The sequence below is a fragment of the Desulfurococcus sp. genome, from assembly GCF_038881575.1.
In the GTDB taxonomy this organism is placed as follows: domain Archaea; phylum Thermoproteota; class Thermoprotei_A; order Sulfolobales; family Desulfurococcaceae; genus Desulfurococcus.
This window is the reverse complement of sequence record NZ_JAVZPN010000006.1, coordinates 26816-50463: the sequence shown is the minus strand read 5'-3', so window position 1 is coordinate 50463 and position 23648 is coordinate 26816. Positions and strand designations below refer to the sequence as shown.

At 43.8% G+C, this 23648-nt stretch carries 23 protein-coding genes; 17 read left to right on the top strand and 6 right to left on the bottom strand.

The genetic code is table 11. From position 1 onward, the window contains the following. Positions 1-9 precede the first annotated feature (9 nt). The 6 genes from QXV08_RS06795 to QXV08_RS06770 are packed head-to-tail and all read right to left on the bottom strand — an operon-like array spanning position 10 to position 6186. Positions 10-1329 (bottom strand): DUF58 domain-containing protein, encoded by a 1320-nt coding sequence (locus QXV08_RS06795; protein ID WP_342786226.1) that lies wholly within the window; start codon positions 1327-1329, stop codon positions 10-12. Next, complete coding sequence (locus QXV08_RS06790; RefSeq protein ID WP_342788151.1) at positions 1330-2841, bottom strand: hypothetical protein; 1512 nt, start codon at positions 2839-2841, stop codon at positions 1330-1332. It abuts the gene before it with no gap. Continuing rightward, positions 2810-3082, bottom strand: coding sequence for a hypothetical protein (locus QXV08_RS06785; protein ID WP_342786224.1), 273 nt, complete (start codon positions 3080-3082; stop codon positions 2810-2812). Before QXV08_RS06785 ends, QXV08_RS06790 begins: the two co-directional genes overlap by 32 nt. Continuing rightward, positions 3079-4185: a hypothetical protein gene (locus QXV08_RS06780; RefSeq protein WP_342786223.1), complete on the bottom strand. Its 1107-nt coding sequence runs from the start codon at positions 4183-4185 to the stop codon at positions 3079-3081. Before QXV08_RS06780 ends, QXV08_RS06785 begins: the two co-directional genes overlap by 4 nt. After that, positions 4172-5254, bottom strand: a complete 1083-nt coding sequence (locus tag QXV08_RS06775) for a DUF4129 domain-containing protein (protein ID WP_342786222.1) — start codon at positions 5252-5254, stop codon at positions 4172-4174. The genes QXV08_RS06780 and QXV08_RS06775 overlap by 14 nt, the downstream gene beginning before the upstream one ends. Further along, entirely contained in the window at positions 5251-6186 is a 936-nt protein-coding gene (locus QXV08_RS06770; protein ID WP_342786221.1) for a MoxR family ATPase, read from the bottom strand. Before QXV08_RS06770 ends, QXV08_RS06775 begins: the two co-directional genes overlap by 4 nt. A gap of 251 nt (positions 6187-6437) precedes the next feature. On the opposite strand from QXV08_RS06770, the gene QXV08_RS06765 reads away from it, so the two are divergent. The 17 genes from QXV08_RS06765 (at position 6438) to QXV08_RS06685 (ending at position 23243) form a co-directional block, all read left to right on the top strand. Further along, positions 6438-8300, top strand: a complete 1863-nt coding sequence (locus QXV08_RS06765; protein ID WP_342788152.1) for an aldehyde ferredoxin oxidoreductase family protein — start codon at positions 6438-6440, stop codon at positions 8298-8300. 43 nt (positions 8301-8343) lie between these two features. Further along, complete coding sequence (locus QXV08_RS06760; protein ID WP_342786219.1) at positions 8344-8619, top strand: MoaD family protein; 276 nt, start codon at positions 8344-8346, stop codon at positions 8617-8619. Between the two features lie 5 nt (positions 8620-8624). Further along, a complete protein-coding gene (locus tag QXV08_RS06755; RefSeq protein ID WP_342786218.1) occupies positions 8625-9908 on the top strand; it encodes a radical SAM protein in 1284 nt (427 codons plus the stop codon). Continuing rightward, positions 9896-10624 carry a hypothetical protein gene (locus tag QXV08_RS06750; RefSeq protein ID WP_342786217.1) on the top strand — a complete coding sequence of 243 codons (729 nt, stop codon included), beginning with the start codon at positions 9896-9898 and terminating at the stop codon, positions 10622-10624. The genes QXV08_RS06755 and QXV08_RS06750 overlap by 13 nt, the downstream gene beginning before the upstream one ends. Before the next feature lie 54 nt (positions 10625-10678). After that, positions 10679-11779 (top strand): M42 family metallopeptidase, encoded by a 1101-nt coding sequence (locus QXV08_RS06745; RefSeq protein WP_342786216.1) that lies wholly within the window; start codon positions 10679-10681, stop codon positions 11777-11779. A 211-nt stretch (positions 11780-11990) separates the two neighbouring features. Further along, positions 11991-13190: an inorganic phosphate transporter gene (locus tag QXV08_RS06740; protein WP_342786215.1), complete on the top strand. Its 1200-nt coding sequence runs from the start codon at positions 11991-11993 to the stop codon at positions 13188-13190. Between the two features lie 32 nt (positions 13191-13222). Beyond that, on the top strand, positions 13223-13915 hold the full coding sequence (locus QXV08_RS06735) for a DUF72 domain-containing protein (protein WP_342786214.1): 693 nt from the start codon (positions 13223-13225) through the stop codon (positions 13913-13915). Positions 13916-13929: 14 nt separating this feature from the next. Further along, a complete protein-coding gene (locus QXV08_RS06730; RefSeq protein ID WP_342786213.1) occupies positions 13930-14952 on the top strand; it encodes an RsmB/NOP family class I SAM-dependent RNA methyltransferase in 1023 nt (340 codons plus the stop codon). Further along, positions 14949-15470: a hypothetical protein gene (locus tag QXV08_RS06725; RefSeq protein WP_342786212.1), complete on the top strand. Its 522-nt coding sequence runs from the start codon at positions 14949-14951 to the stop codon at positions 15468-15470. The genes QXV08_RS06730 and QXV08_RS06725 overlap by 4 nt, the downstream gene beginning before the upstream one ends. A gap of 102 nt (positions 15471-15572) precedes the next feature. Next, entirely contained in the window at positions 15573-16820 is a 1248-nt protein-coding gene (locus QXV08_RS06720) for a dicarboxylate/amino acid:cation symporter (protein ID WP_342786211.1), read from the top strand. A gap of 165 nt (positions 16821-16985) precedes the next feature. Then, positions 16986-18530 carry a sodium-dependent transporter gene (locus QXV08_RS06715; RefSeq protein WP_342786210.1) on the top strand — a complete coding sequence of 515 codons (1545 nt, stop codon included), beginning with the start codon at positions 16986-16988 and terminating at the stop codon, positions 18528-18530. 175 nt (positions 18531-18705) lie between these two features. Next, positions 18706-19404 (top strand): alpha-glucosidase, encoded by a 699-nt coding sequence (locus tag QXV08_RS06710; RefSeq protein WP_342786209.1) that lies wholly within the window; start codon positions 18706-18708, stop codon positions 19402-19404. A gap of 161 nt (positions 19405-19565) precedes the next feature. Continuing rightward, a complete protein-coding gene (locus tag QXV08_RS06705) occupies positions 19566-20120 on the top strand; it encodes a 2-oxoacid:acceptor oxidoreductase family protein (protein ID WP_342786255.1) in 555 nt (184 codons plus the stop codon). A 4-nt stretch (positions 20121-20124) separates the two neighbouring features. Continuing rightward, positions 20125-20406: a 4Fe-4S binding protein gene (locus QXV08_RS06700; protein WP_342786208.1), complete on the top strand. Its 282-nt coding sequence runs from the start codon at positions 20125-20127 to the stop codon at positions 20404-20406. 5 nt (positions 20407-20411) lie between these two features. Beyond that, on the top strand, positions 20412-21671 hold the full coding sequence (gene porA / locus QXV08_RS06695) for a pyruvate ferredoxin oxidoreductase (protein WP_342786207.1): 1260 nt from the start codon (positions 20412-20414) through the stop codon (positions 21669-21671). 2 nt (positions 21672-21673) lie between these two features. Then, positions 21674-22732 carry a thiamine pyrophosphate-dependent enzyme gene (locus tag QXV08_RS06690; RefSeq protein ID WP_342786206.1) on the top strand — a complete coding sequence of 353 codons (1059 nt, stop codon included), beginning with the start codon at positions 21674-21676 and terminating at the stop codon, positions 22730-22732. Next, positions 22719-23243 (top strand): hydrogenase maturation protease, encoded by a 525-nt coding sequence (locus QXV08_RS06685; RefSeq protein ID WP_342821430.1) that lies wholly within the window; start codon positions 22719-22721, stop codon positions 23241-23243. The genes QXV08_RS06690 and QXV08_RS06685 overlap by 14 nt, the downstream gene beginning before the upstream one ends. Positions 23244-23648 lie beyond the last annotated feature (405 nt).

The following is a 23648-nucleotide window of genomic DNA, read 5'->3' as shown; positions in this document are numbered from 1 at the left end:
TATTTAACTCTACGAGCTATACCTCTCAATAATATCCATGACCCTCTGGGGTATTAGATCAGGGGTAACAGCTATTACCTTCAACCCTCTCCCACGCGCCCTGGAGATTACTGCCATGTCTTCTCGAAGGCTCTCTATTAGTTTCACCCTATATATATTCGCAACCCATTCAGGTACATTGCTATCTGACTCATAGGCTGTTATAAGGGGGTGGACAATGTAGAGGATATGACCTTTATCCCTGTATAAGTTATTCCATACAGCTATTTCATCTATAATGGCATTCCTGAGATGTGTAAAGAGAAATATTATACTTCTATCTCTTGGGAGAATCCTGGTATACGTGTATGAGAGTACTCCTGATAACGCCTTACGTCTATATGATTCATCTCCTTCCTCAAACCTTATCTTGGAGAGCGCTCTAAGAGCCTCCATGTATCCGTGATATCCATGCATGGGTCTCCCACTGGTGTACACTAGTGACTCATTGAAGACGGTTGCTGAGACAGAGTAGCCTCTTTTAACTAGATAGTATATTATGGAGGATATGATCCTCGCTGAATGCTCTATCATGGATTGACCCATTGGACCGCTCCACATCTCTCTTGTTCCATCAAGTATGAATAACACTGGTTGAAACGCCTCCTTCTCAGGCTCCCAGATGGCAAGCATTCTTCTTGAAGCATAGATACGCCAGACTATTCTCTTCGCTTCATCACCCGGTGAATAATCCCGTATATCATAGAATTCGACTCCATCCCCAGGGATCCTTGATTTAACGAGCCCAGTACTCCTCGCATATATGAGTAGTTTCCTGACAACGACTTCCTCCACGGTGGGAGGTATATTAACCACTAGTGCTTTTCCAAGATATTCATCGCTCGATCTATAGAATCCGAAGAGATCCCTTAGAACTATTTTAAGCGGGCCGACAACGTGCTCGCCTAATCTGCCGTGAAAGGAGAATCTTAGCTTAACCTTTGCTCTAGGTGGTATTATTAATAAGCCCCTCTTTGATCCCTTGACTAGTTTTATCAGCTCGCTATACTGTATGCCGAACTCAACTGGCAGAATAGGTATTCTAGTAGGGTTTATAATAGTGTACTCGACGAAGAACCTCCCATTGGATTCCATGGTAACTGAGCCTGAGACCTCCATGCTCTTAAGGATTTTATAGTTTAACTCTATAGCCATGTATGAGAACACTGGGAGAGAGAGGAGTAGTAGGGCTGGAGCCAGGAAAGTTGGGTCAACTATTATGGCTCCAGCTAGAAGCAGGGCCGTAGATAACATGTAGAGCCTCAGCCTCGTTGTAGCATAGATAGCCATTTAGATCCCCGCTAGAAGCCTTCTATAATCCTCTATCTGAAGCCTTGATGTAATGAGTGAAAGTATTTTTTCGGTTTCACTATAGGCTTTAAGTGCTTCACTATGCCATCTCACTATAAGCGGTCTCCAAGACTCCCCTGTCGCTCTCCTATATAGCTTATTCATGTAGCTCCAGTACGAGCTAGCTAGATCCCTCCCCACGTACTGTGATATTCTCTCAATGAAGGCTGGACTGGATACTTCAACCCCTAGTATCATGGTTGACACCTGGTTTGCTAGCCAATAGATGTTTAGGAAGTCATCCCTACCCAGCTTCTCCTTCTTCTCAATTATCTTCCTCCTCACTGATTCAAACACTGTAATATCTCTCTCAACCTGCTCCCTTAACACTTCATCCCCCCTGAAAACAATGCCCCTCGTTAAGTACTTGTCCACAACTATGGTGACCGCTAGTAATACGAGGATAGCTAGAAACATGTTGGCTAGGAACGAGGAGAATAATTCATCGACAAATTTGAATACCAGGGGCATCCAGAATGATGGATGTATAATTGTTGCAAGTATAAGGGAGAATACATAGAGTATATCACTTAAACCAGCTCCAGCCCCCGTAATTAAGCCTGGATTCACTAGTAGGTTGAATGCGTTGATTGTTTCATAATGCATGTTGTCAAATACAATAATACACCCGCTCTCCCCTCCACATAAATACTGGAATAACTCTAACACGAACACCTTGTACTCGCTGTGATTCCCCGAGTTAATCACCTGGTTAAGAAATATCGAACCATCCCCTATCACGTAGACCGGTATACGTGAACCGTGATCCTCTAATGCTACAACAGGGTCCTGAATTCCCGCCTCAATGATCTCGTTAGCTCCAACCGTGATACTACTGCATTCGAAGCCCCCTGCACCAGGCAATGTCACAACACATCCCTCGGTAATATACCCCCACATAATCCCCCTGCCAATGAGATTGGATGCCTTATCTAGAACTAGGTTGAACGACCTGTTTCCAAGGATTAGCCGGGCACGTGGATACGGCGAGTACCCGCATGCCATATCACTACACTGACCCACGTATATCCTGCTACCGGTAACCCTGATACTTGTATTCAACGCTTCCAAGAGCCCGTTTGAATAAGTTGATTCGTCCCCAATGAGAACTACTGCCTCCCTGCATCTCTCGCTGAGTGATTTCACTATATACTCGGCTTCACTGGCTGCAAAAGGCTTCTCCGGCGATATCACGACATATATACATTTGCCACCGGTTAATCTATTGAGATCCTCCATGGAGCTAGCGATTCTAACAGTGTAGTAATGCTCGAGATCCTTAACTAACCCCAGTGTACCAAAAGATAACGGGTTAAATGGGGATGCACCAACCGGGAACCCTGGGACAATTGGTCCTCTTTCAACAAGGGCTATTAAACCTATGAAGACAAGTGCTAGCACTATGGATGCAGTGACTAGACTACTTCTCCCCTGTCTCCTCCTTTTCCCCACTCTCCCCCCTCTTCTCAGTTGCGTAGACATATGCTGCCAGCCTCAATATATATAGTGAAGCCGAGAGGAGGGAGAAACCTATCAGCGCAGTTAATAATGAAGCACCTACCATGGCTCCCTCCATATATCCTATCGATTGGATCATGAGGATAAGTGATACAAGTAAAACTGAAACACCGAGTGCTATAAGTATTTGGAAACCCATCCTACCAGCCCTCGACCTCCCCTGTCCGCTACTCATGTAACAATCCCCAGTATTCTTAATACATCACTCAGCAATGAAATAAAGAAGGAGCTTGAATCAATGTAGTTGGAACTGATTAAGCCGGCGAGCTCGCTGAAACTCGGGCTAAGCAATGAATCAATGATGGGATAGCCACTCCTTAATGCTAGCATCACCGAGGTCAGATAAATGAATAGAGTGAATATTAAGGGTTTAATAATTAGGCCTCTCCCTCCATCGATCTCTACACCTCTAAGAACCCCCGGATCGATGAAGTCTCTAACCAGAGCTGTTGAGAGAGTGAATGCGAGTAAACCGGTTGCGAACTGGAGAAACAATGCGATACCCTGCGGCATAGAGCCCAGTGTGTCTCTAAGAATCAATTGCAAGTAGATATCGTAGATTATAGTGTAGAAAAATGGATATATAAGGAAGACTATGGGGAGCTCTAAAAACCATGAAAACGGTGGGGAAAAGACGAGATCTACATCTGATTCCCTAGCAAGCTCCTTAACGGCTTGCCCACTAGTCGCGAAAAGAAATAAAGCAGTTACCTCAACTCCTGCTTTAAGCACTCGGTAGAAGTAGATCACTAGTATGATTGTTAGAGCTGTAATGAACACCTTGGATAACACTATACGTGAAACCAGTGGATTAGTCACAGCTGTACTCAGAAATGCATTCTCTATGCTCTCAACCAGTATCCATGAGACATAGGCTAGTAGCATTGATACCAGGAGCATTGGTGTATATAGTAGAAGCAATGATGCAAGACTTCTAGCAATATCCATGGAACTAAGGCCAGACCAGGATAACTCGCCACCATTGTAAATACTCGAGAGAGTATCGAGTAGTAGAAGTACTGGTAAACATGTGATCGAGGCGATTGGAATAGAGTGCATCATTATGGAGAATAATGTAACCAATAATACGGCTAGAATATATACCGTGAGACTTCCTATTAAAGCCATTGAAGCCGCTAGTAATATAGTGACTATTAAAACAACCATGCCCAAACCATTGGGGAACATATGGCTTACCAGTATAGTTAGTGCATCGTAAAATATGGCCAGTGCAACCAACCTCCTGCCAACCTCGATTACAAGCCTAGCTATGTTCAATTATATTCACCAATTCACGATATTTTTCAATCGCCTCCCTATCAGCTTCCCCCTTCCTCATGGATTCTCCAAATCTACAAACCTCATATAACCTAGTGATCTCTCCAACCAGCCCAGCTATTTCGGGTGGAACCCTATGCATGAGTCTCTCAAGATACTCCCTATGTGTTTCAAAAGGCGTCTTCAAGACCCTATATCTACTCGCCAGCATAGCTACAGTGAACCAGTATGCTGAGATACAGTCCCCTGGTTCACCATAACTATACCTCCTTGTTCCCCCTAGTACGATGCCCGAGTAGATTTTGCCTACCACCCCAATGATTTTGTCTCCCCTAGTAGCCGCAATCAATACTATTGTGAAGACAGCAATAAATACTCCAAGTAATCCAGGCCATAAAGGACCTTGAACCAGTAGATTCAGACTCGGTAGCCCCTGCTTCATACCAGGCAGTACTACACCCGGTAAATTAACGCGTGGCATGCTTACCGATATATTCCCCGTGGTCTCCTCTAATGATATATGGTTTAATCCAAGTATATTGATTAGAGTTGACATTATTCTACCAGGTACCTCTGTATCACCCAACTGGTTTCTACTTGAGAGCTCGGAGAGAATCCTATAGGTTATCAACTCATCCTCAAGGCTTAGACTATTGGTGGCCTTCAAGGTATCCACGTATTTAAGTATAGTGGATAACTCATCATATGATATATTCTCCTTGCCAATTAGCTTGCCGAGTAGTAGACGCAACTCGGGGTTACTTATATTGGCAACAAGTGATTCAGGGGGATCAAATAATATTCTACTAAGTTTATTCCTATATGTCTCATTCAATAACCCGCTTCTTGTGAGATTATCCAGTAGACTCGAAATACTTGCCTCATTCAGGCTGGATCCCAAGGGTATTATCGATGCATTATATAGTTCACGTATTAACTCATCCATGCTTATAGGGGAATCCAGCTGATTCGGGAACCCCGCTGTATGCCTGTCCTCGGCAATAGGTACTAGAGGAGTCGACGCGGTAATAATTACCAAGGCTATAGATATTATGAGCAGGCTCTTCATGGAGAGGGCACCTTAACCCTTGATAAGACATCATCAATTACTCTTTCAACGCTCAGCCCCTGCACCTCATACTCGGGCTTAAGGATTAATCTATGCAGTAGCACGGGTTTACATGCCTCCTTGACATCATCGGGTATAACATAGTTTCTCCCATCAATGTACGCCAGCGACCTAGCCAGCTTGATTAATGCTATCCCAGCCCTAGGCGAGCCCCCGAGTCTCACTGCCGGATGCCTACGGGTCTCCTCGATTATTGAGGCAACGTAGTCATAGATTGACTCATCCACCTTAATACTTGCAACCCTATTAATCTCCTCTAGTATCTCCTGGCGGGAGACAACTGGTTTAAGCTCGTTGATGGCTTTCTCGATCTCATCGGCTCTCTTAAGTATTTTAACCAAGCCTACGTGAGAAGTATAACTGGTTTCCACTTTAACGAGGAATCTATCCAGTTGTGCCTCTGGAAGCGGGAACACACCCTCCATCTCGAGGGGATTCATTGTTGCTATAACTATGAAGGGCTCCGGGAGCCTATATGTCTCGCCTTCAATAGTCACCTGCCTCTCCTGCATAGCCTCAAGCAATGCTGACTGTGTTCTAGGGGAGGCCCTGTTGATCTCGTCAGCTAAAAGAATATTAGTGAAAACAGGTCCTTTCTTAACGATAAACCCCCCGGTTTTCTGGTCGAACACATAGTAGCCTATTATATCCGATGGAAGCAGGTCAGGAGTCATTTGAACCCGTTTAAACTCTAAGTCAAGGAGTTTTGAAACAGCTTTAGCAGTATAGGTTTTAGCAACACCCGGGACACCCTCCATTATCATGTGTCCCTTAGCGAGTATTGATGCAATAATGATCCTGAGCTCTCTTTCTTTCTCAATAAGCAGTTCACCATCGATCAGGATTTTGCTCACATTACTATAAAAACCCATTAAAACCCCCTGACGAGTTTGGGGCTGTATTACTCTATGAGCAATGCTCCCTAATTAATATTATTAATATATTATATTTGCTAAAAGGATAGGATTTTCAACTGTAATCTCATGAATATAATAATGGAGAATAGACTATATCCCCTATAATTAATATTGGAATTTATCATGAAGTAGGCTATACAGTGTCCCAGGAATTTTTAATTAAGAAAGAAAATAAAGGCATATATATCTGGGGAACACAATTATACATGGTGAAATATTTGAAAGGAGGTTATACCGGTAGAATACTATTCATTAATCTAACAGATAAAACCATACACGAAGAACCCATTAATCCAAGTATAGCTGAAAAATACATTGGTGGAAAAGGATACGCGCTCTATGTCCTATACAAGAAATACTTAAAGGAATATATGAACAAAGGTCTTTCACCAAGAGATATAGACCCACTTGGACCAGAAAACGTGTTGTCATTTACAACTGGCCCTATTACTGGTATACCTGGTGTTCCCTCTCCAGGTAGATATCATGTAATGGCTTTAAAGAGCCCACTCACAGGCTCGGTGGCAAGTGCGAATAGTGGTGGCGAGTTCGGCCCATTCTTAAAGTTTGCTGGATACGACATGGTGTTCATCGAGGGCGAAGCCGAGAAACCGGTTTATATAGAAATAGTGAACGGACACGTCGATATTCGTGATGCTAGTGATCTATGGGGATTAAACACCTTTACCACAACAAGCATACTCAAGAAGAGAGTTAACCATAAAAACACCAGTGTGGCATGTATTGGTCCAGCTGGCGAGAACAAGGTATTATTTGCAGCAATAATCAATGATGAACATAGAGCAGCCGGTAGAACAGGTGTTGGAGCTATAATGGGTTCAAAGAAGCTCAAAGCAATTGTTGTAGCAGGCGACAACCAGCCCCGAATAGCTGATACGGAGGAGTACAGGAAGCTTGTTGCTGAAATGTCTGAGAGAATAAGGAAAAACCCTGTCACTGGAGGCGGTTTGCCACAGTATGGTACAGCAGTGTTGGTGAACATAATAAACCAGATCGGGGGGTTACCCTATAAGAACTGGCAGTACGGCTACAATCCTGAGGCAGACAAGATAAGTGGTGAAACCCTGGCGTCAAAATACCTTATAAAGCGCAGACCATGCTGGGGATGCCAGATAGCATGCGGCAGGGTGACACGTGTACAGTTCGGGCCGTACCAGGTACTATACAGTGAGGGCCCGGAATATGAGTCCATATGGGCACTCGGCAATGATACCGGTGTAATGGATCTCGAGGCAATAATAAAGGCAAATCATCTATGTGACGAGCTAGGATTAGACACTATAAGTATGGGTGCAACCATTGCTACAGCCATGGAGCTCTATGAGAAGGGATTAATACCCAGCGAGGATCTAGAGGGTATGGATCTAAGATTCAGTAATCCAGCTGCACTAGTCGACAGTGTATGGAGGACAGCCTATAGAGTTGGATTTGGAGCAAAGCTCGCCCTTGGAAGCAAGAGGCTTGCAGAGATGTATGGTGCACCAGAGCTGAGCATGAGTGTTAAGGGATTAGAGATGCCGGCATACGATCCAAGAGCTGTAAAAGGAATCGGGTTAAACTATGCAACCGCTAACAGAGGGGGTTGCCATGTATCAGGATACACTATAGCCTCAGAAGTACTTGGCCTACCCGAGAAAACAGATCCATTGAGCCCACATGGGAAGGCTAAACTTGTTAAGATCTTCCAGGATCTAACATCAGTCGTGAACTCAGCTGTCAACTGCCTCTTCACCACATTCGAGATAGGTGCTAGAGACTATGCTAGACTATTCAACACAATAGCAGGATTCAGCTTTACAGAGCATGATGTTATGACCATTGGTGAGAGAATATACAACCTAGAGAGATATATAATGTCCCTCTACGGGTTCTCAGCTAAAGACGATACACTGCCACCTAGACTGTTAAGAGAGCCCATGCCTGAAGGACCTGCCAAGGGGCAAGTGGTTGAACTAGACGTAATGTTAAAGGAGTACTATGAGTTAAGAGGATGGGTAAATGGAATCCCAACCCCTGAGAAACTCAGGGAGCTTGGAATAGAACTCTAAGCTTTTTTTGAAGCTTTTTGGAACCACTGGAAGGTGATCTCTCTTGGCCAAGGTTAAAATACGCTTATTTGCTTCCCTTAGAGAGAAATATGGTGTAAGCGAGATAGAAGTTGAAGTAGAGGATGGCGAGTTTAGGGAGGCTATTGAGAAAGCTGGTGAAATCCTCGGCAGAGACTTCATTGATGAAGTCCTGACAAGTGATGGATATAGAAGTGATAGGATAATCCTCGTAAATGGCAGACACATACAGTTTATCGAGGAGTTAAAGCTTAAGAATGGGGATGTAATAGCTATATTTCCTCCGATAGCAGGTGGATAGTATTAATGGGTGAAACGCCACGTAGTCTACAGATAGAGGTCACCAATAACTGCAACTTCAACTGTATAATGTGTGTAAGGAGAACCTGGAAAGGCGAGAAATATGGTTTACTGAGCCCTAGGCTCTTCAGTAAAATAATTGATGAAATCGATAATACATTAGAGAGACTGGCACTCTACGGGTTTGGTGAGCCATTGCTACATCCAGAGCTTCCAACCTTTATCAAGGAATACAGGGAAAAACATGGTGATTCAACATATATACTAATGGTGTCAAATGGCTCCCTAGCTACACCGGAGCTTGTCGACAAATTATTTAGAAATGGGCTTAATGAATTAGTGTTCAGCATTGATAGTAGCGACCTTGTTAAGTTAAACAAGATACGAGTAGGTAGTTCACAATACTCTCTTTTCAAGCATCTAGCTACATCGACAAGGATAGCTAGCAAATACGGTGGCAAGATAAGTATAGCAACCGTGTTAATGCGTGAAAACCTAGCAGAGCTACCCAGTCTGGTCGACAAGGCTGTAGAGCTGGGGATCAACGAGCTAACTATAAGTCACTTGATAACATACACGAGTACCCTGGCAGATCAAATCCTTTACAGCTTGTCAAGCGAATACCCTGTTAGACTTATAGAGAGTATTGGCCTAGAAGAATGGGAGAAAATATCTAGCATGGCTTTTAGAGAGAGCGTTAAGAACCAGTACTCGGGTCAGGAGTTAGAGTGGCGTGTAATATATAATAAAATATATGATGAGGTAATGAAGAAGGGATATAGTTTAAACACATTCAATATTAGACAGGCATTAGAGAGAAAGAACATACTTGAAGAAACCATGAAGATCCTGAGTGAGGCTAAGGCAAAAGGAGAGGAGAAAGGATTAATCATTAATGCACCAGGTGTATATGCTGATGCGCTTAAGCGTACATGCCCCTATATTGATGGAGACTATGCATATATCAGGTATGATGGACTAGTATCCCCATGCATGGATCTAGCATACGAGCACCCGTTATTCATAAACAACCACTATAAGATTATCCATAGAGTCATCTTCGGCGACCTATGGAGGGAGCATTTAAGGGATATATGGTTGAAACCTGAATACGTTAGGTTCAGGAATACTCGGAAAGAATTTTCTAAGAACATACCCTGGTGCTCAGACTGCAATATATCAACGTTTAACTGCTGGTACGTTGATGAAAACAACTTCGACTGCTACGGTAACGAAATAGGCTGTAGTGAATGTATTTACGCCACTGGGCTTGCTAAATGTATAATATAGGCCTAACTAATTCTAGAGAATCAAGAAGAGTATCCTGTAACATTATGGAGGGATTCAATGTGAAGGGCTTTATAGGTGTTGCTGAGAGACTAGTTGAGAAATGTGGAAGCATATATCAATGCGTATGGGTTGAAACAGCCATTGTTAAACCATACGATTCCGACACCTTTTACTGTGTTGACTGCTTCTTTCACAATTACTCCAAGAGTAATGCACCTGAGTCTAGGCTCCTGCTCTCATATAATTCGAAAACAAGCCCAGGGAAAATAATGCTCGACACGGGTAAGAGCTTTAGAACCATGAACGCTGATAGGGATACCTGTAGTAAAAAAGGCATTGAGGAATACCTCTTAAACCTATATGAATCTGCAAGGCATAGGATGAATGAGTTAGTCAGTAAGCGGGATAAGAGCCAGAAAAAAATATCGTTTAGAAGCATGCTTCTAGGATTAATTCTACCCCGTCAGCGGGAGGAACTCCAGGAAGAGGGTATTTATTGGGGGAGTTTAACAAGGTATAAGATCATTATGGAGTTACTGAAGCTACTTGGATTCGAAAACGGTGTTCTAAGAGCTGATGTAGACTCAATGTACATTCTATACGGTTTCGATAAAAAAGGAGGGGTCGCTGCGTTAATAGGCAGTAATGTAATCGAGTTACCAAACTATAATAAGCTACTTGATACAGAGAAGGTATTAAGCACCCTCTTCAGCTGATCAAGGCATATTTTTATTCCACATGTAAACTATATATTCACACTGGTGGACGCCTTGGAATGGAGGAGTCAATACATAGAGTTAATTAAGAAGCTAACCAGCCTCCATGCTCCTAGTGGAAGAGAAGACCCAGTGAAAGACCTCGTTGCTGAATTGATGAAGCCCCATGTAGATAAACTATGGATAGACGTATGGGGGAATGTAGTTGGATATAGGAAGGGCTCTAAGGGCTCTGGTAAAATCATGATTGCAGCCCACATGGATGAAATAGGCTTATTCATCTCTCACATCGAGGATGATGGATTCCTAAGGGTTATACCTATAGGTGGAGCACTCGAGAGGACTCTTCTCTACCAAAGAGTAGTTGTTAGGACAAGGGATGGGAGACTATACAGGGGTGTGATAGGGTTAAAGCCTCCCCATGTAATTAAGCCGGAGGAAGCCCAGAAAGTACCAGAGCTACGGGAACTCTTCATAGATGTGGGGGCGTCATCAAAGGAGGAAGTGGAGAAGATGGGTATAAGAGTCGGCGATATAGCTGTGTTTGATAGGGAGGTGGCTGAGCTAGGCTGGAACAGGATAACCGGTAAGGCGTTCGATGACAGGGTTGGTGTCGTGGTTATGTTAAAGGCTCTTGAAATGCTTGAGAAACATGATGTAGACGTTTATTTCGTTGCAACAGTCCAGGAGGAAGTAGGGTTGAAGGGGGCTAGGACATCGGCCTACGGTATCTCACCGGATGTGGCATTAGCGATAGATGTAACTATAGCAAGCGATGTACCCGGAGTAGCTAAAAGCGAGTGGTTCACTCGGCTAGGATATGGTCCAGCCATAAAGATAGTTGATGGGAGAAATGCAAGTGGGTTGATAGCGCATCCAAAGGTGGTTGAGTTCCTGGTAGGTGTTGCTGAGAAAAAGAATATACCTTACCAATTAGACGTGATCTCAGGTGGTACAACCGATGCCTCAATAATAGCTTTAAACAAGGAGGGTGTCGCCGCTGGAACAATCTCCATTCCCTCAAGGTATATACATAGCCCTGTTGAAGTAGTGGATTTAAGAGACCTCTACAATGCATCACTGCTAGCTAAGGCCTTCATAGAGGAGGTAACGCCTGAGTGGATTCAAAGCATAAAGGGAGTAGTGATAAAATAAGCTATAGGAGCCTTAAGCAAGGAATTCGCTGCTCAACATATTTTTAATGCTCCCAACCCATGATATTCCTCCAAAATACTTATTCATGGACTTGGTTTACCTTGATCCTGAGGTAAGTAACTCAGTGAAATATATTTAGGAGTGGTTTTAAACAATTTAATAATCTAATCATATCTACGCAACAAGTATATTTAGGGCTGGGGGTTACTTCATGGATCCAATAGTTTTAGCAGGGTTTATGGGAGCGTTCATGCTCGCGTGGATTGATGGGGCAAACAATGCTGCAAACAGTATTGGGACAATCATAGGTGTACGTGCATTGCCTGTAAGAAGGGCCTTGTTGATTGCATCGGTCTTCGAGTTGATCGGGGGCCTGGCTTATGGGAGATTCATTTCGTCAACTCTTTCCTCCAAGATAATAAGTGTAACAGAGATATCTTCGAGGATGATTGCCGCTGGCTTTACCATTGCCTTATTTGTCTCATTTATAATAGTGTTCCTGGCGACTAGAAAGCATATGCCGTTTAGTATAAGCATAGTTACAGTGGGAGCTATTTCAGGGATAGGTTTAGCTATGGGTGTGGAATATGTTAATACAGGCCTACTCATCGAGTTATTTATTCTATGGCTTTTAATACCTTTCATAGGCTTGCTGGTTGGCTATATATATTATAGGCTATATAGCTATCTGCGCTCGAGAAGAAACATTTATGTAAAGATATTCCTCCCCCTTCTACTCCTATACGCATCCTTCATTGTTTCAGCTGTATATATGGCTATACCGGAGCAGTTACTTGAGAACATATATATTCTCACAGCCGTGTCATCGATCCTCATCGTCCTTACAGCATCAATAATGATATACCTCTACATGAATATACGGGGAAGCAGACATGTGGTGAGAGATGTAGACGCTGTTGTAAATAGGTTCAATAATAGAATGCTCATCGCTTCGTCAGCAATCCTCGCCTTTACACATGGAGGACACGATGTCGCAAACGCCGCCGCTCCATTAATGCTTATACTGGGTTCAAGGGAGATAAATCATGATATTGAATCACTGCTGATACTCACCTATTCTTCACTGGGATTAAGCACAGGGATCCTCACATGGGGTGTTAGCGTAGCGAAAACCATTGGGGAAGAGATCACTGTATTAAACCCTGAGACCGCTCTCATTGCCAACATAGCCGGTGCACAAACAACGCTCATCGTAACCAGGCTCGGGTTACCGAGCAGTATGGTTGGAATAATCGTTGGCTCCATAATGGGGGTTGGACTTGGAAGAGGTGTCTCAAGTGTTAACACCAGGTTATTTTCTAGGATGCTCTCATACTGGTACATTGGTTTCCTAGTAGCCACTGTAGTTACATATATTGCTACTAGAATACTATTATATATCAGTATATAGTCAGGGAAGCGGTTTTTAACTGGGAGAGGACAATGGAGGTATACGTAGGCACTAGTGGCTGGCTCTATGATTGGAACGAGGAAGCATCACTGGACTGGTATATTAGGGAAAGCGGGTTAAACGCTGTTGAATTAAACGCCAGCTTCTACAGGTTCCCCTACAGGAATCAAGTGATGTCATGGGCTAGGAAGGGTAAGGGCATAAGATGGAGTATTAAGGTGCATAAGTCTATAACTCATTACAGGAAGCTTGGAAGAGACGCCTTAGAAATATGGGAAAGGTTCCACAACTTATTCACCCCGATGAATGATGTCGTTGACTTCTATCTTTTCCAGATGCCTCCTCAATTCGCATGCAGTAAGGAAAACCTGGAGAAGATTGATAGATTCCATGAGGCATCCAACCTAGCCTCCAGGATGGCTGTTGAGTTCAGGCATGTATCATGCTTTAATAATAGTGTTGCCTCATGGGGGGTTGATAAAGGTATAGTGATAGTGTCAATAGATGCACCCATTGCTTCATGGATTACCAATATTATGGGGATAATTTACTTAAGGATGCATGGGAGATCTTCGTGGTACGGGCATGAGTATACCATGGATGAGCTACGTGAGGTAGCGGAGATGATAGTGGGGTTGAAACCTGAGAAAGTATATGTGTTCTTCAATAACGATCACTGGATGCTTGAAAATGCCCGCTCACTAATGGGTATGCTTAGGAGTTAAGAGGGGTTTTCTGCTTGAGACTCTATGAGATATACCGTGACATATACTTGGAGCCGTCTAAACAGGCAGTCGAGTTGGCATTAAGATACGGGTATCTCCCATACATGGTTCAAAGATACCTTGAGATGCTTGGCCTCGATGAAGCCCTGGAGCTTCTTGAAGCATTCGAAAAACCTGTTAAACCAGTTGTCAGGGTTAACACGTTACTTATAGAACCCGATGAATTAAGGGAGAGGCTTGAATCCCTAGGGTTCCAGCTTGAGGAAATACCATGGGCTCCCGGCTCATTCTGGGTAGTTAAAACCCCTAGAAGCCCCACTATAGGCTCGACACATGAATACTTAAAGGGCTACTACTATGTCCATAGAGATGCCTCTAGCCTGATACCAGTACTACTCCTACTACATAACTATGAAGGCGACGTCCTCGACGCGTGCGCCGCCCCAGGCGGTAAGGCAACATTTATGGCTCAAATCCTTAAGGAGCGTGGAAAAGGTATTGTATACGCTAACGACTATGTCTTATACCGGTTAAAGACCCTGATGGGGCATCTATTAAGGATGAAACTAGATAACGTAGTAGTAGCATGGAGTAATGCATTAAACCTCCCTGGGAAACTAGGTAGAAGATTTAAGAGAATCCTCCTGGACGCACCATGCAGTGGGGAGGGAAGGATATCTGTGGATCCCAGGCGGAAAACACGGACAAGTATCTTAGACCTGGCCATGCTTGCAAAAAGAGAGATATTATTGCTGGATAGATTAATAGATCTACTAGATGAAAACGGGGTACTAGCGTATTCAACGTGTAGTATTGCACCGGAGGAAAACGAATACGTTCTTAGTAGGATACTGAATTCAAGAAGCGATATCGAGATAATTGAGCCGGAATTAAAGCTGTTCAATTATAGCCCCTGGCTCATCCATTACAGGTCAATGGAGTTCCCCAGGGACCTTGAGAAATGCATCAGGGTATGGCCTCATAGACACGGCTTATTCGGGTTTACCACATGCCTGATCAGGAGGATTAAGTCATGAAGGGGAAGATAAAGTTTAAGAGGGGGAAGGTTGGGAAAACACTGTACACCAGGCTCTATAATCTATTTAAGAACACGTTCAACGTTAACCCTGAAGAATACATTGGCAGAGTTAATAGAGATGAATTAAGATACATTTGTATTAATGATTTATGCATAATACATAGTATCATCGCTGGGGCCATAGGACCCAGCACAAATATCATTTACCAGGGTCGATGGGTGGCAACCATAGTTAAAGGAGAAATAACGCCCTCTATTCCCCTAGTTAAAAAAATATACTCCTCGAAAGGATTCAGGGCGGCAGTACTAGTTGGGGAAAAAGGTGTAAAGGCCTTCCTCTACGGGAACGATATATTATTGGAAAGCATTATAGAGAAGTATGAGCCCGTGGATGGATTAGTCAGTATAATCGACTCCAGCGATAATGAAGTAATAGGGTTTGCCAAGTGGAATCCGGGAAAGAAGGTGTTTGAGAACATATATGATCTAGGCATATACCTGAGGATCCTTGGTTAGCATATACTTAACATTGTTATTTTTCAATATATATTAATTAATAAAAGATATGTTTATAAGTAAGCCCCTATATTATATTCCATAATTAGTGGGTGAAATATAATGGGTACCTCCCCAAGAAGAGGAGCATATGGGTTCTTAATAGCTATATTGTTGGCGTTCTGTATAGGTATAGCATTTGGTTACATTACAAGCATCACCGTTCCAAAAGACACGGCATCCATTATTGCATCATGGCTAAAGGCATTAGGAGACATATTCGTTAGGTTAATCAGAATAATTATCCCACCCCTTATATTATTCACTATTGCAGCCGCAACATCCTCTATAGCAAGTGCTAGACAGCTGGGCAGGATATTAGCGGTAATGCTGTTCCTCTATATTATTACCTCAGTCCTTGCCGCTTTCTGGGGCGTCCTAGGTGGAGTATTATTCCAGCCCGGCATCGGGGTAGGTCTCCAACCACCCAAGGGTTACCAGCCTCCAACTCCTCCAAGCGGGCCGGATCTACTGCTTTCATTCTTCGTGCCCGACTTTTCAAACCTCTTAACCGTTTCCGGCTCTATGACAATGATAATCTTCGCTATGATACTGGGTGTCGCAGCAGTATTTATGGGGGAGCCTGGTAGGAAGATAGCTTCAATGCTATCACTCTTGTCAACCCTCATGGTTAAATTCGTATCGGTTATAATGTACTATGCACCGATAGCTGTGTTCAGTTATGCTGGCTGGCTGATGATATCTTATGGACCAGCCATGCTGGGTGCTTACGCGAAATTCCTTGGTGTACAATACGGGTTCACATTGTTCCATTTCATTGTAATATATTCTATAATAGTCATGCTTGGAGGGCTTAACCCTATAGTATACTTAAAGGCTCAGTTAACACCCTTCCTAATAGCTTTCACAACCCGTTCATCAGCTGCCACACTTCCATTCAACATGGAGGCCGCTAGGAAAATGGGTGTGCCTGATGAGGTATTCAATATAACTCTCCCCATAGGCGCCACCGTTAATATGGATGGGACAGCCTTATACCAGGCACTCAGCGCCTTATTCATCGCACAGTTATTCGGCATAAATCTAACATCATCCCAACTAGGCATGGTGATAATGGCGGCCACTATCGGGTCTGTTGCTACAGCTGCTATACCTGGCGGTGGGACAATAATGCTTGCATACGTGCTATCTGTGATTGGCCTACCCTTAGAGGGTATTGGTATAATGATGGTGATCGATCCATTGGCTGACGCTATAAGGACGGCTGTAAACGCGTCGGGTGATAATGCGTGCACCATACTGATAACGAAGTTAACCGGATACAAGCTGAATCCAAAGATTAGTTCTTGACGGCACAGCTACGATATAATATAGACAGCGTTTACCGGGTAACCCTGATTAATGTTCTCAATTATTTTTAAGGTGAAACATTGATGGGTTAGAAATATTCATTCTATAATACAGTTAATATTTTTATACTTAATACTATAAAATTATTATACCTGGGTGGGCCTAATGAGTAGGGAGAGAGAAACGTGGGCAACCAGGTTTGGATTAATAATATCGATGGCTGGAAACGCTATTGGACTAGGTAACTTCTGGCGATTCCCCAGGCTACTCGCTGCAAACGGTGGCGGCGCATTCATGATACCATACTTCATAGCACTGCTGTTGCTAGGTATACCATTAATGTGGGTTGAATGGAGTATAGGGAGATATGGTGGTAAATACGGGCATGGAACGCTTGGTCCAATGTTCTACCTGATGGCCAGAGAGTCGGTTAAGCCCAGGACAGCATTAATATTCGGCATTATAGGAGGCATGTTAGCCTTCGCCGTGACCACATTGCTAAACTCCTATTACATCCATGTGATAGGTTGGACAGCAGCATACGCAATATATAGTGTAGCGGGGTCATACTATGGAGTAAACACTGTAGAATTCTTCAACAACCATATAGCTAACACCGGCATGGTGCTTGCCACATGGTGCATACCCATGATACTGCTCTTTATAGCTGCCTATAGGGGGGTAGCTAAAGGTATTGAGTTATTCAACAAGATCATGATGCCATTGCTCTATGTCTTTGCCATAATTCTAGCAATAAGATCGGTGACAACTGGAGCACCGGTGAGACCTGACTGGAGCTCCTGGGCCGGGCTCCAGTACAGCTGGAACCCGGACTTTGAAACCTTGAGAAGCAACTTCTGGGTTATCTCGCTAGCTGCGGCGGGCCAGATATTCTTTACATTGAGCCTTGGAATGGGTATAATACATAACTATGCGTCATACATTAAGAAGGAGGATGATATAGCACTAGCAGGCTTAACAACAGCGTCCCTCAACGAGATAGCGGAGGTAATACTAGGCGGTACAATAGCAATACCATTAGCATACGCATACCTAGGCCCAGACGTGGTTAAACAAGGCTCACTGGGATTAGCTTTCATGGCTCTACCAAATGTCTTCACAGCCCTAGGTGATGTAGGCAGGATCTTCGGCGTATTATGGTTCCTCCTACTATTCTTCGCGGGGTGGACATCCGCTATAGCAATGTATAATTATCTAGTGGCATTACTAGAGGAGGACTTAGGCATCAACAGGAGGCTTGGGTCACTCATAGTATTTATACTATACTTCTTGCTAGGATTACCGGTGGCATTAGACTCTTCTCTTACATACTTCGGCGAACTAGACAACTGGGTTGGCTCATACCTGCTGGTAGTTCTTGGGTTATTCGATGTAATAGTGGGAGTCTACCTGTTTAAACCAGATAACTTATGGAAGGAGCTCCATACTGGTGCATTGATACGTGTACCATCATTGTTCAAGTATATATTAATGACGCTGACCCCAATATACATATTAATACTATTAGTTGGGACAACAATAGATTATTATAACAAAAAAGTATTTGCGCAAGCAGATCCCTTGATAGTGGGCGCCAGAATAGCTATAATACTTGCATTGATCATTGGAGCGATTGAAACATACTATGGAATCAAAAAGAAATATGGTAAGGAGTTGGCCGAAAACAGGAAGATCATAGTGGTCGAGTAGAGGTGGAAGACATGGAGCTGTGGATAGTCTTCATGCTGGGATCATGGCTATTCATACTGGGCTTGTCGGCCTGGTGTATTTGGAAGAATCTTAAGGCTCAGAAGAAGTAGTACCTAAACCATATCTTTTTTATCCGTCTCAATCAAAATCATCCTCATAAGGGGGTCACCATACATTGGAGTCCATCAAGCTACTAAGAGACGCGTTGAACACGTTGGAGACATCGTTAAGTCTAAAACAGTTAAGCGATCCACGATTGAAGAGAAAAATTGAGGAAGCCATCGAATCCCTTAAATTAACCCTCAGAGAGATCAGTGTCGACAACATAGAGTTAGCTAGGTTTATCAGTGCTAAAGCCAGAGAAACAGTATCTAAGATATCCGCAAGCAAGGAGTTAACCAGGGAAATCATTGAAGACTTGGAGAAACTAGTAAAATGGTGTAAAACAATTCCATATGATTTCACAGATAGAATAAAGTATGTGAGGAAGGGGTACAGGTATTATTTATACGGGATGATACTGTTCTTCATACTGGCTGGAACCTATACGCAAATATATGCTGTTTCAGCATTACTTATAGCCCTCCCATCATTAATGGCCGTGTACTTCATGAGGAGGAGGCGTTCAATGGGTCTGATGTTGGCTTATGCGTCGACACCGTTGCCCCTAGTCATATTTTCATGGATGATCGGGTACGTTGTAAGGGCATTACCTGACCCGGGTGAAATAAATTATCTAGCTGGGGTATATGGTTTACCGGTTGAAACAGTATATATGATACTATTATTATACCTGGCGGGGAGCCTCGCTGGATTACTATTCTTATCCATCGCGATGTATATTCTTTACAAAAACAGGAATGCCTTTATTTAGAACACCGGGTTAATTGACCTGAATTTAATGTGTTTCAGAGATACGAATCTTTAAACCAATATGCCTTCTTTAAAAATAGGTGGTATCCAAGTAATATTAAACCTTTATTAATTCGTGTATGAATAAACTTACCACGTAGAATAAATGGTGATCAGTAAATGATGATTGAGATCAGGTGGCATGGAAGAGGCGGCCAGGGAGCCTGGACCGCTAGTAATATTGTTGCCATGGCAGCCGCTCTGGAGGGACGTCATGCTCAAAGTTTTCCAGCATTCGGTCCTGAGAGATCAGGTGCGCCAATGCTTTCCTTCACTAGGATCAGCGATGAACCTATAGAAATACACAGTATGATATATGAGCCTGATATAGCTGTAGTATTAGACTACACCCTCCTCTCCCCAGGCTTAGTGAGCGGCTTAAAGAGGAATGGTACTATTATAACCAATTATGCTGGAAGTATTGACCAGGTTATTGGGAAACTAGGCATTAAAAAGGGTGATTACAGGCTGATACTTGTACCAGCATCTAAGCTAGCGCTTGAGATACTTAGGGCTAATATAACTAATACAGCCATGATAGGTGGAATACTCAAGCACGGCGAGGTCGTTGGATGGGAGAGTGTTGAGAAAGCCGTGAGGGCAAGGTTTAAGGGCCCTGTTGCTGAAAAGAATCTTGCTTTAATAAAGAAGGCTTATGAGGAATCTATAGAGGTGTAGATGCATGAGTGAGCCTAGGGGATGGAGGAGCCTGCCAATAGGCGGGGTAGCGTATAGGTTATCCACAGATGTTAAAACCGGTGACTGGCGTGCGTTGAGGCCTGTGGTGGATCATAATAAATGCACGAAGTGCATGATCTGCTGGCTCTTCTGCCCTGATATGGCTATAGTATGGGATGGTGAGAAAATACAGGTCAACCTGGATTACTGCAAAGGCTGCGGGATATGTGCTCACGAATGCCCTGTTAAAGCCATATCAATGATACCCGAGTTTGAGGAGGTGTAAGCGTGATGGAGAAAACCATGTTCAAGCCGAAGATCCCTGTTGAGAAACAAGTTTTAACAACCGCTAATGGTGATGAAGCAGTAGCCTACGCTGTAAAGCAGAGCTACGTAGATGTGGTAGCGGCATACCCTATAACACCCCAGACAATTATTGTTGAAAAATACTCGGAGTTCGTTAATGATGGATTAGTACACACGGAGTTCATACCGGTTGAATCGGAGCACTCAGCTATGAGTGCTTGCGTAGGTGCGGCGGCGGCTGGCGCCAGGGCTTTCACAGCTACATCATCTCAGGGATTAGCGTTAATGGTTGAAATAGTATATATAGCGTCAGCACTAAGACTGCCAATAGTAATGGCGGTTGTCAACAGGGCTCTCTCAGCACCGATAAACATACATAATGATCACAGCGATGCATACCTGATGAGGGACTCTGGATGGATACAGTTATTCGTGGAAAACGTGCAAGAGACGTATGACACCACTATTCAGGCATTCAAGATAGCTGAGGATCCACGTGTACAACTACCTGTCGCTGTAAATCTCGATGGGTTCTTCCTGAGCCACACCCTAGAGAACTTCTACATGTTACCAGATGACACGGTCCACGAGTTCCTAGGGGGTCCGAGGAAACTAGTAAACGTTAAAGTAGACTATTTCAGCGATGAAGTGCCACTAGTGTTAAACCCGGCCAGACCTTTAACATTCGGCTCACTGGATCTATACGATTACTACTTTGAACACAAAGTCCAGCAGGTGGAAGCCATGAAGAATGTACCTTCTGTTGTAAGGGAGATAAATGAAGAATGGTATAAGCTAACGGGCAGGAGATACGGTGATGGAATAGTGGATGCATATGGCGTGGAGGACGCAGACATAGTGATTGTTGCAATGGGCAGTGGGGCAGGCACCATCAGGAGTGTTGTGAAGAAGCTAAGAGAGAAGGGGGAGAAGATAGGATTGCTAAAGATAAGGATGTTCAGGCCATTCCCATATAGTGATGTAGCAAAAATACTCTCAGGCGCTAAAATAGTGGCTGTAATGGATAAAGCTATAGGACCCGGCTCATTTGGCGCGCTATACGAGGATATAGCGGTAAGTCTATATGATCTCGATGAGAGACCACTACTGCTCGACTACATCTATGGCCTAGGAGGGAGAGACCTACCGCCCTCACTAGTCTACAGGATGATTGAAGAAGTAAAGAAAGACCTAGGGTCCAAGAGTGTTGAGAGGAAGATAAGGTACTTAGGGGTGAGGGAGTAGCCATGAAGGTTCAAACCCTGCCAGAATTCCCTGTTAAAAAAGGCGAGCAAGCATACAAGATATGGATGTTTGAACCAGGCTGGAAGGGTGAGATACCGTTAAACTTCAACCTCAGGCAGCTGGCTGAGCAAAAGAGGCCAGTGCTACTACCGGGTCACAGGCTATGTGCTGGATGCGCTGCACCACTAGTAGTAAAGCTAACTAGCTTCGCTCTCAGAGGACCCACAATATTCGTCAACGCTACCGGGTGCCTCGAAGTAGCAACCACAATATTCCCCTATACAAGCTGGGCTGCGCCATGGATCCACGTAGCATTCGAGAACGCTGCGGCTGTTGCCGGAGGCGTTGAATCAGCGATTAAGGCATTAAAGAAGACCGGGAGACTACCATACGATCACGTGGATGTCATAGTGTTTGCTGGTGATGGAGGGACCTTTGACATAGGGTTCCAGGCGTTAAGCGGTATGGCTGAGAGGGGTCACGACGTATTATATATACTCTACGATAATGAAGCCTACATGAACACCGGTATACAGAGATCCGGTGGGACCCCGCAATTCGCGTCAACGACTACATCGCCCGCCGGTGAAGTGATACCGGGTAAAACACAGGCTAAGAAGCCGATAGCCGATATAATGGTGGCCCATAGAATACCATATGTTGCCACAGCCACACCAGCCCACTGGATGGATTACATGAAGAAGGTTAGAAAGGGCTTAGAGGTTAATGGTCCAGCATTCATCCATGCCTTAAGCGATTGCAACCGTGGATGGAGGCATGAAACAGATATATCAGTAGAGATAATGAGGAGAGCCGTTGATACATGCTACTTCCCATTATGGGAGTGGACACCTGAGCAGGGATATGTGTTGACAGATAGAAGTCTAGCGATAGCGAGGAACCCGGCTTTAAAGCAACCCATTGAAAAATACATCGAGGTCCAAGGTAGGTTCAGACACCTGTTAAAGCCGGAGAACAAGGAGTTATTAAAGCAATTCCAGGAATACGTTGACAAAGTATGGGAAGACCTCTTAAGAAGGGCTAGTAATGCACCAAAGTAGGCCGCAACCTGAGGCCGCTGATCCACAGGGATTTTTTACTCTACTTAAACATATTTTAAGCGGTAAGGTATTGGTAGCTGGTATAGGATCTCCTCTTAGGATGGATGATCAAGCAGGCTTGGTGTTCTGCGATAAACTAGTTGAAAGAGGTATTGAATGCGTTAAATGCGAGTATGGTTTGGAGAACTGTATAAGCGAAATACTACATGCTGGAACGGAGAAGCTGGTGATAGTTGATGCAGTGATATATAGGGGGGCTAAGCCAGGAGAGATAGTCATAGCTAGTGAAGACTCCCTAGCAGAGAAATACAGCCTAGCAACAACTCATACAATACCATTTGGGATATTATTAAGGATGCTCCATGATGCCGGTATTAAAGAAGTATACGTGGTTGGTGTAGTACCGTTGAACCTAGATTATGGAGTAGAGATCTCCAGTGAAGTAGCTGATAGTGTTGAAAAACTAGTTAACGCCTTCTCAATGATCCTCCTGGAACATGGAAAACGATGATCGAGTTCCAAGTGGCTGAAGTCTTTTTAGTGTTTAGAGGAGGTTTATATTGTTTGATTGATGGGTGAATCGTTGTTTGCTTGATCCGCCTAGGTGATGGGGCACTGCTCTGAGCCCAATGGGTTTTAGCATGGATGGATCTGCGGCGTTGTGCTCGACCGCCATCCATGAGCCTATGGGGTGAGCTGGGAGAGCCCTCCAGGAAGACGGAACCCCTCGATGCAACCATGAAGCCATGATGAAATAATTGAAGCGAACACCTAGGAGGAAACGGCTGTTAGGTCAGCATCTATTCGAAGATTTTCACATTTTTACCCGGGTTATTGCTTATTCCTCAGCAATTGTTTCTATACTATTTATGCAGGATAGAAATTATTTATATATTGTAAGTACTTGTATATACTA

Bases quoted from the DNA above. Each gene is read 5' to 3' on its own strand.
- QXV08_RS06795 (WP_342786226.1), bottom strand. From the start codon at position 1,329: ATGGCTATCTATGCTACAACGAGGCTGAGGCTCTACATGTTATCTACG.
- QXV08_RS06785 (WP_342786224.1), bottom strand. From the start codon at position 3,082: ATGAGTAGCGGACAGGGGAGGTCGAGGGCTGGTAGGATGGGTTTCCAA.
- QXV08_RS06775 (WP_342786222.1), bottom strand. From the start codon at position 5,254: ATGAAGAGCCTGCTCATAATATCTATAGCCTTGGTAATTATTACCGCG.
- QXV08_RS06770 (WP_342786221.1), bottom strand. From the start codon at position 6,186: ATGGGTTTTTATAGTAATGTGAGCAAAATCCTGATCGATGGTGAACTG.
- QXV08_RS06765 (WP_342788152.1), top strand. From the start codon at position 6,438: ATGGTGAAATATTTGAAAGGAGGTTATACCGGTAGAATACTATTCATT.
- QXV08_RS06755 (WP_342786218.1), top strand. From the start codon at position 8,625: ATGGGTGAAACGCCACGTAGTCTACAGATAGAGGTCACCAATAACTGC.
- QXV08_RS06750 (WP_342786217.1), top strand. From the start codon at position 9,896: ATGTATAATATAGGCCTAACTAATTCTAGAGAATCAAGAAGAGTATCC.
- QXV08_RS06740 (WP_342786215.1), top strand. From the start codon at position 11,991: ATGGATCCAATAGTTTTAGCAGGGTTTATGGGAGCGTTCATGCTCGCG.
- QXV08_RS06735 (WP_342786214.1), top strand. From the start codon at position 13,223: ATGGAGGTATACGTAGGCACTAGTGGCTGGCTCTATGATTGGAACGAG.
- QXV08_RS06725 (WP_342786212.1), top strand. From the start codon at position 14,949: ATGAAGGGGAAGATAAAGTTTAAGAGGGGGAAGGTTGGGAAAACACTG.
- QXV08_RS06720 (WP_342786211.1), top strand. From the start codon at position 15,573: ATGGGTACCTCCCCAAGAAGAGGAGCATATGGGTTCTTAATAGCTATA.
- QXV08_RS06715 (WP_342786210.1), top strand. From the start codon at position 16,986: ATGAGTAGGGAGAGAGAAACGTGGGCAACCAGGTTTGGATTAATAATA.
- QXV08_RS06705 (WP_342786255.1), top strand. From the start codon at position 19,566: ATGATTGAGATCAGGTGGCATGGAAGAGGCGGCCAGGGAGCCTGGACC.
- QXV08_RS06700 (WP_342786208.1), top strand. From the start codon at position 20,125: ATGAGTGAGCCTAGGGGATGGAGGAGCCTGCCAATAGGCGGGGTAGCG.
- porA (WP_342786207.1), top strand. From the start codon at position 20,412: ATGGAGAAAACCATGTTCAAGCCGAAGATCCCTGTTGAGAAACAAGTT.
- QXV08_RS06690 (WP_342786206.1), top strand. From the start codon at position 21,674: ATGAAGGTTCAAACCCTGCCAGAATTCCCTGTTAAAAAAGGCGAGCAA.
- QXV08_RS06685 (WP_342821430.1), top strand. From the start codon at position 22,719: ATGCACCAAAGTAGGCCGCAACCTGAGGCCGCTGATCCACAGGGATTT.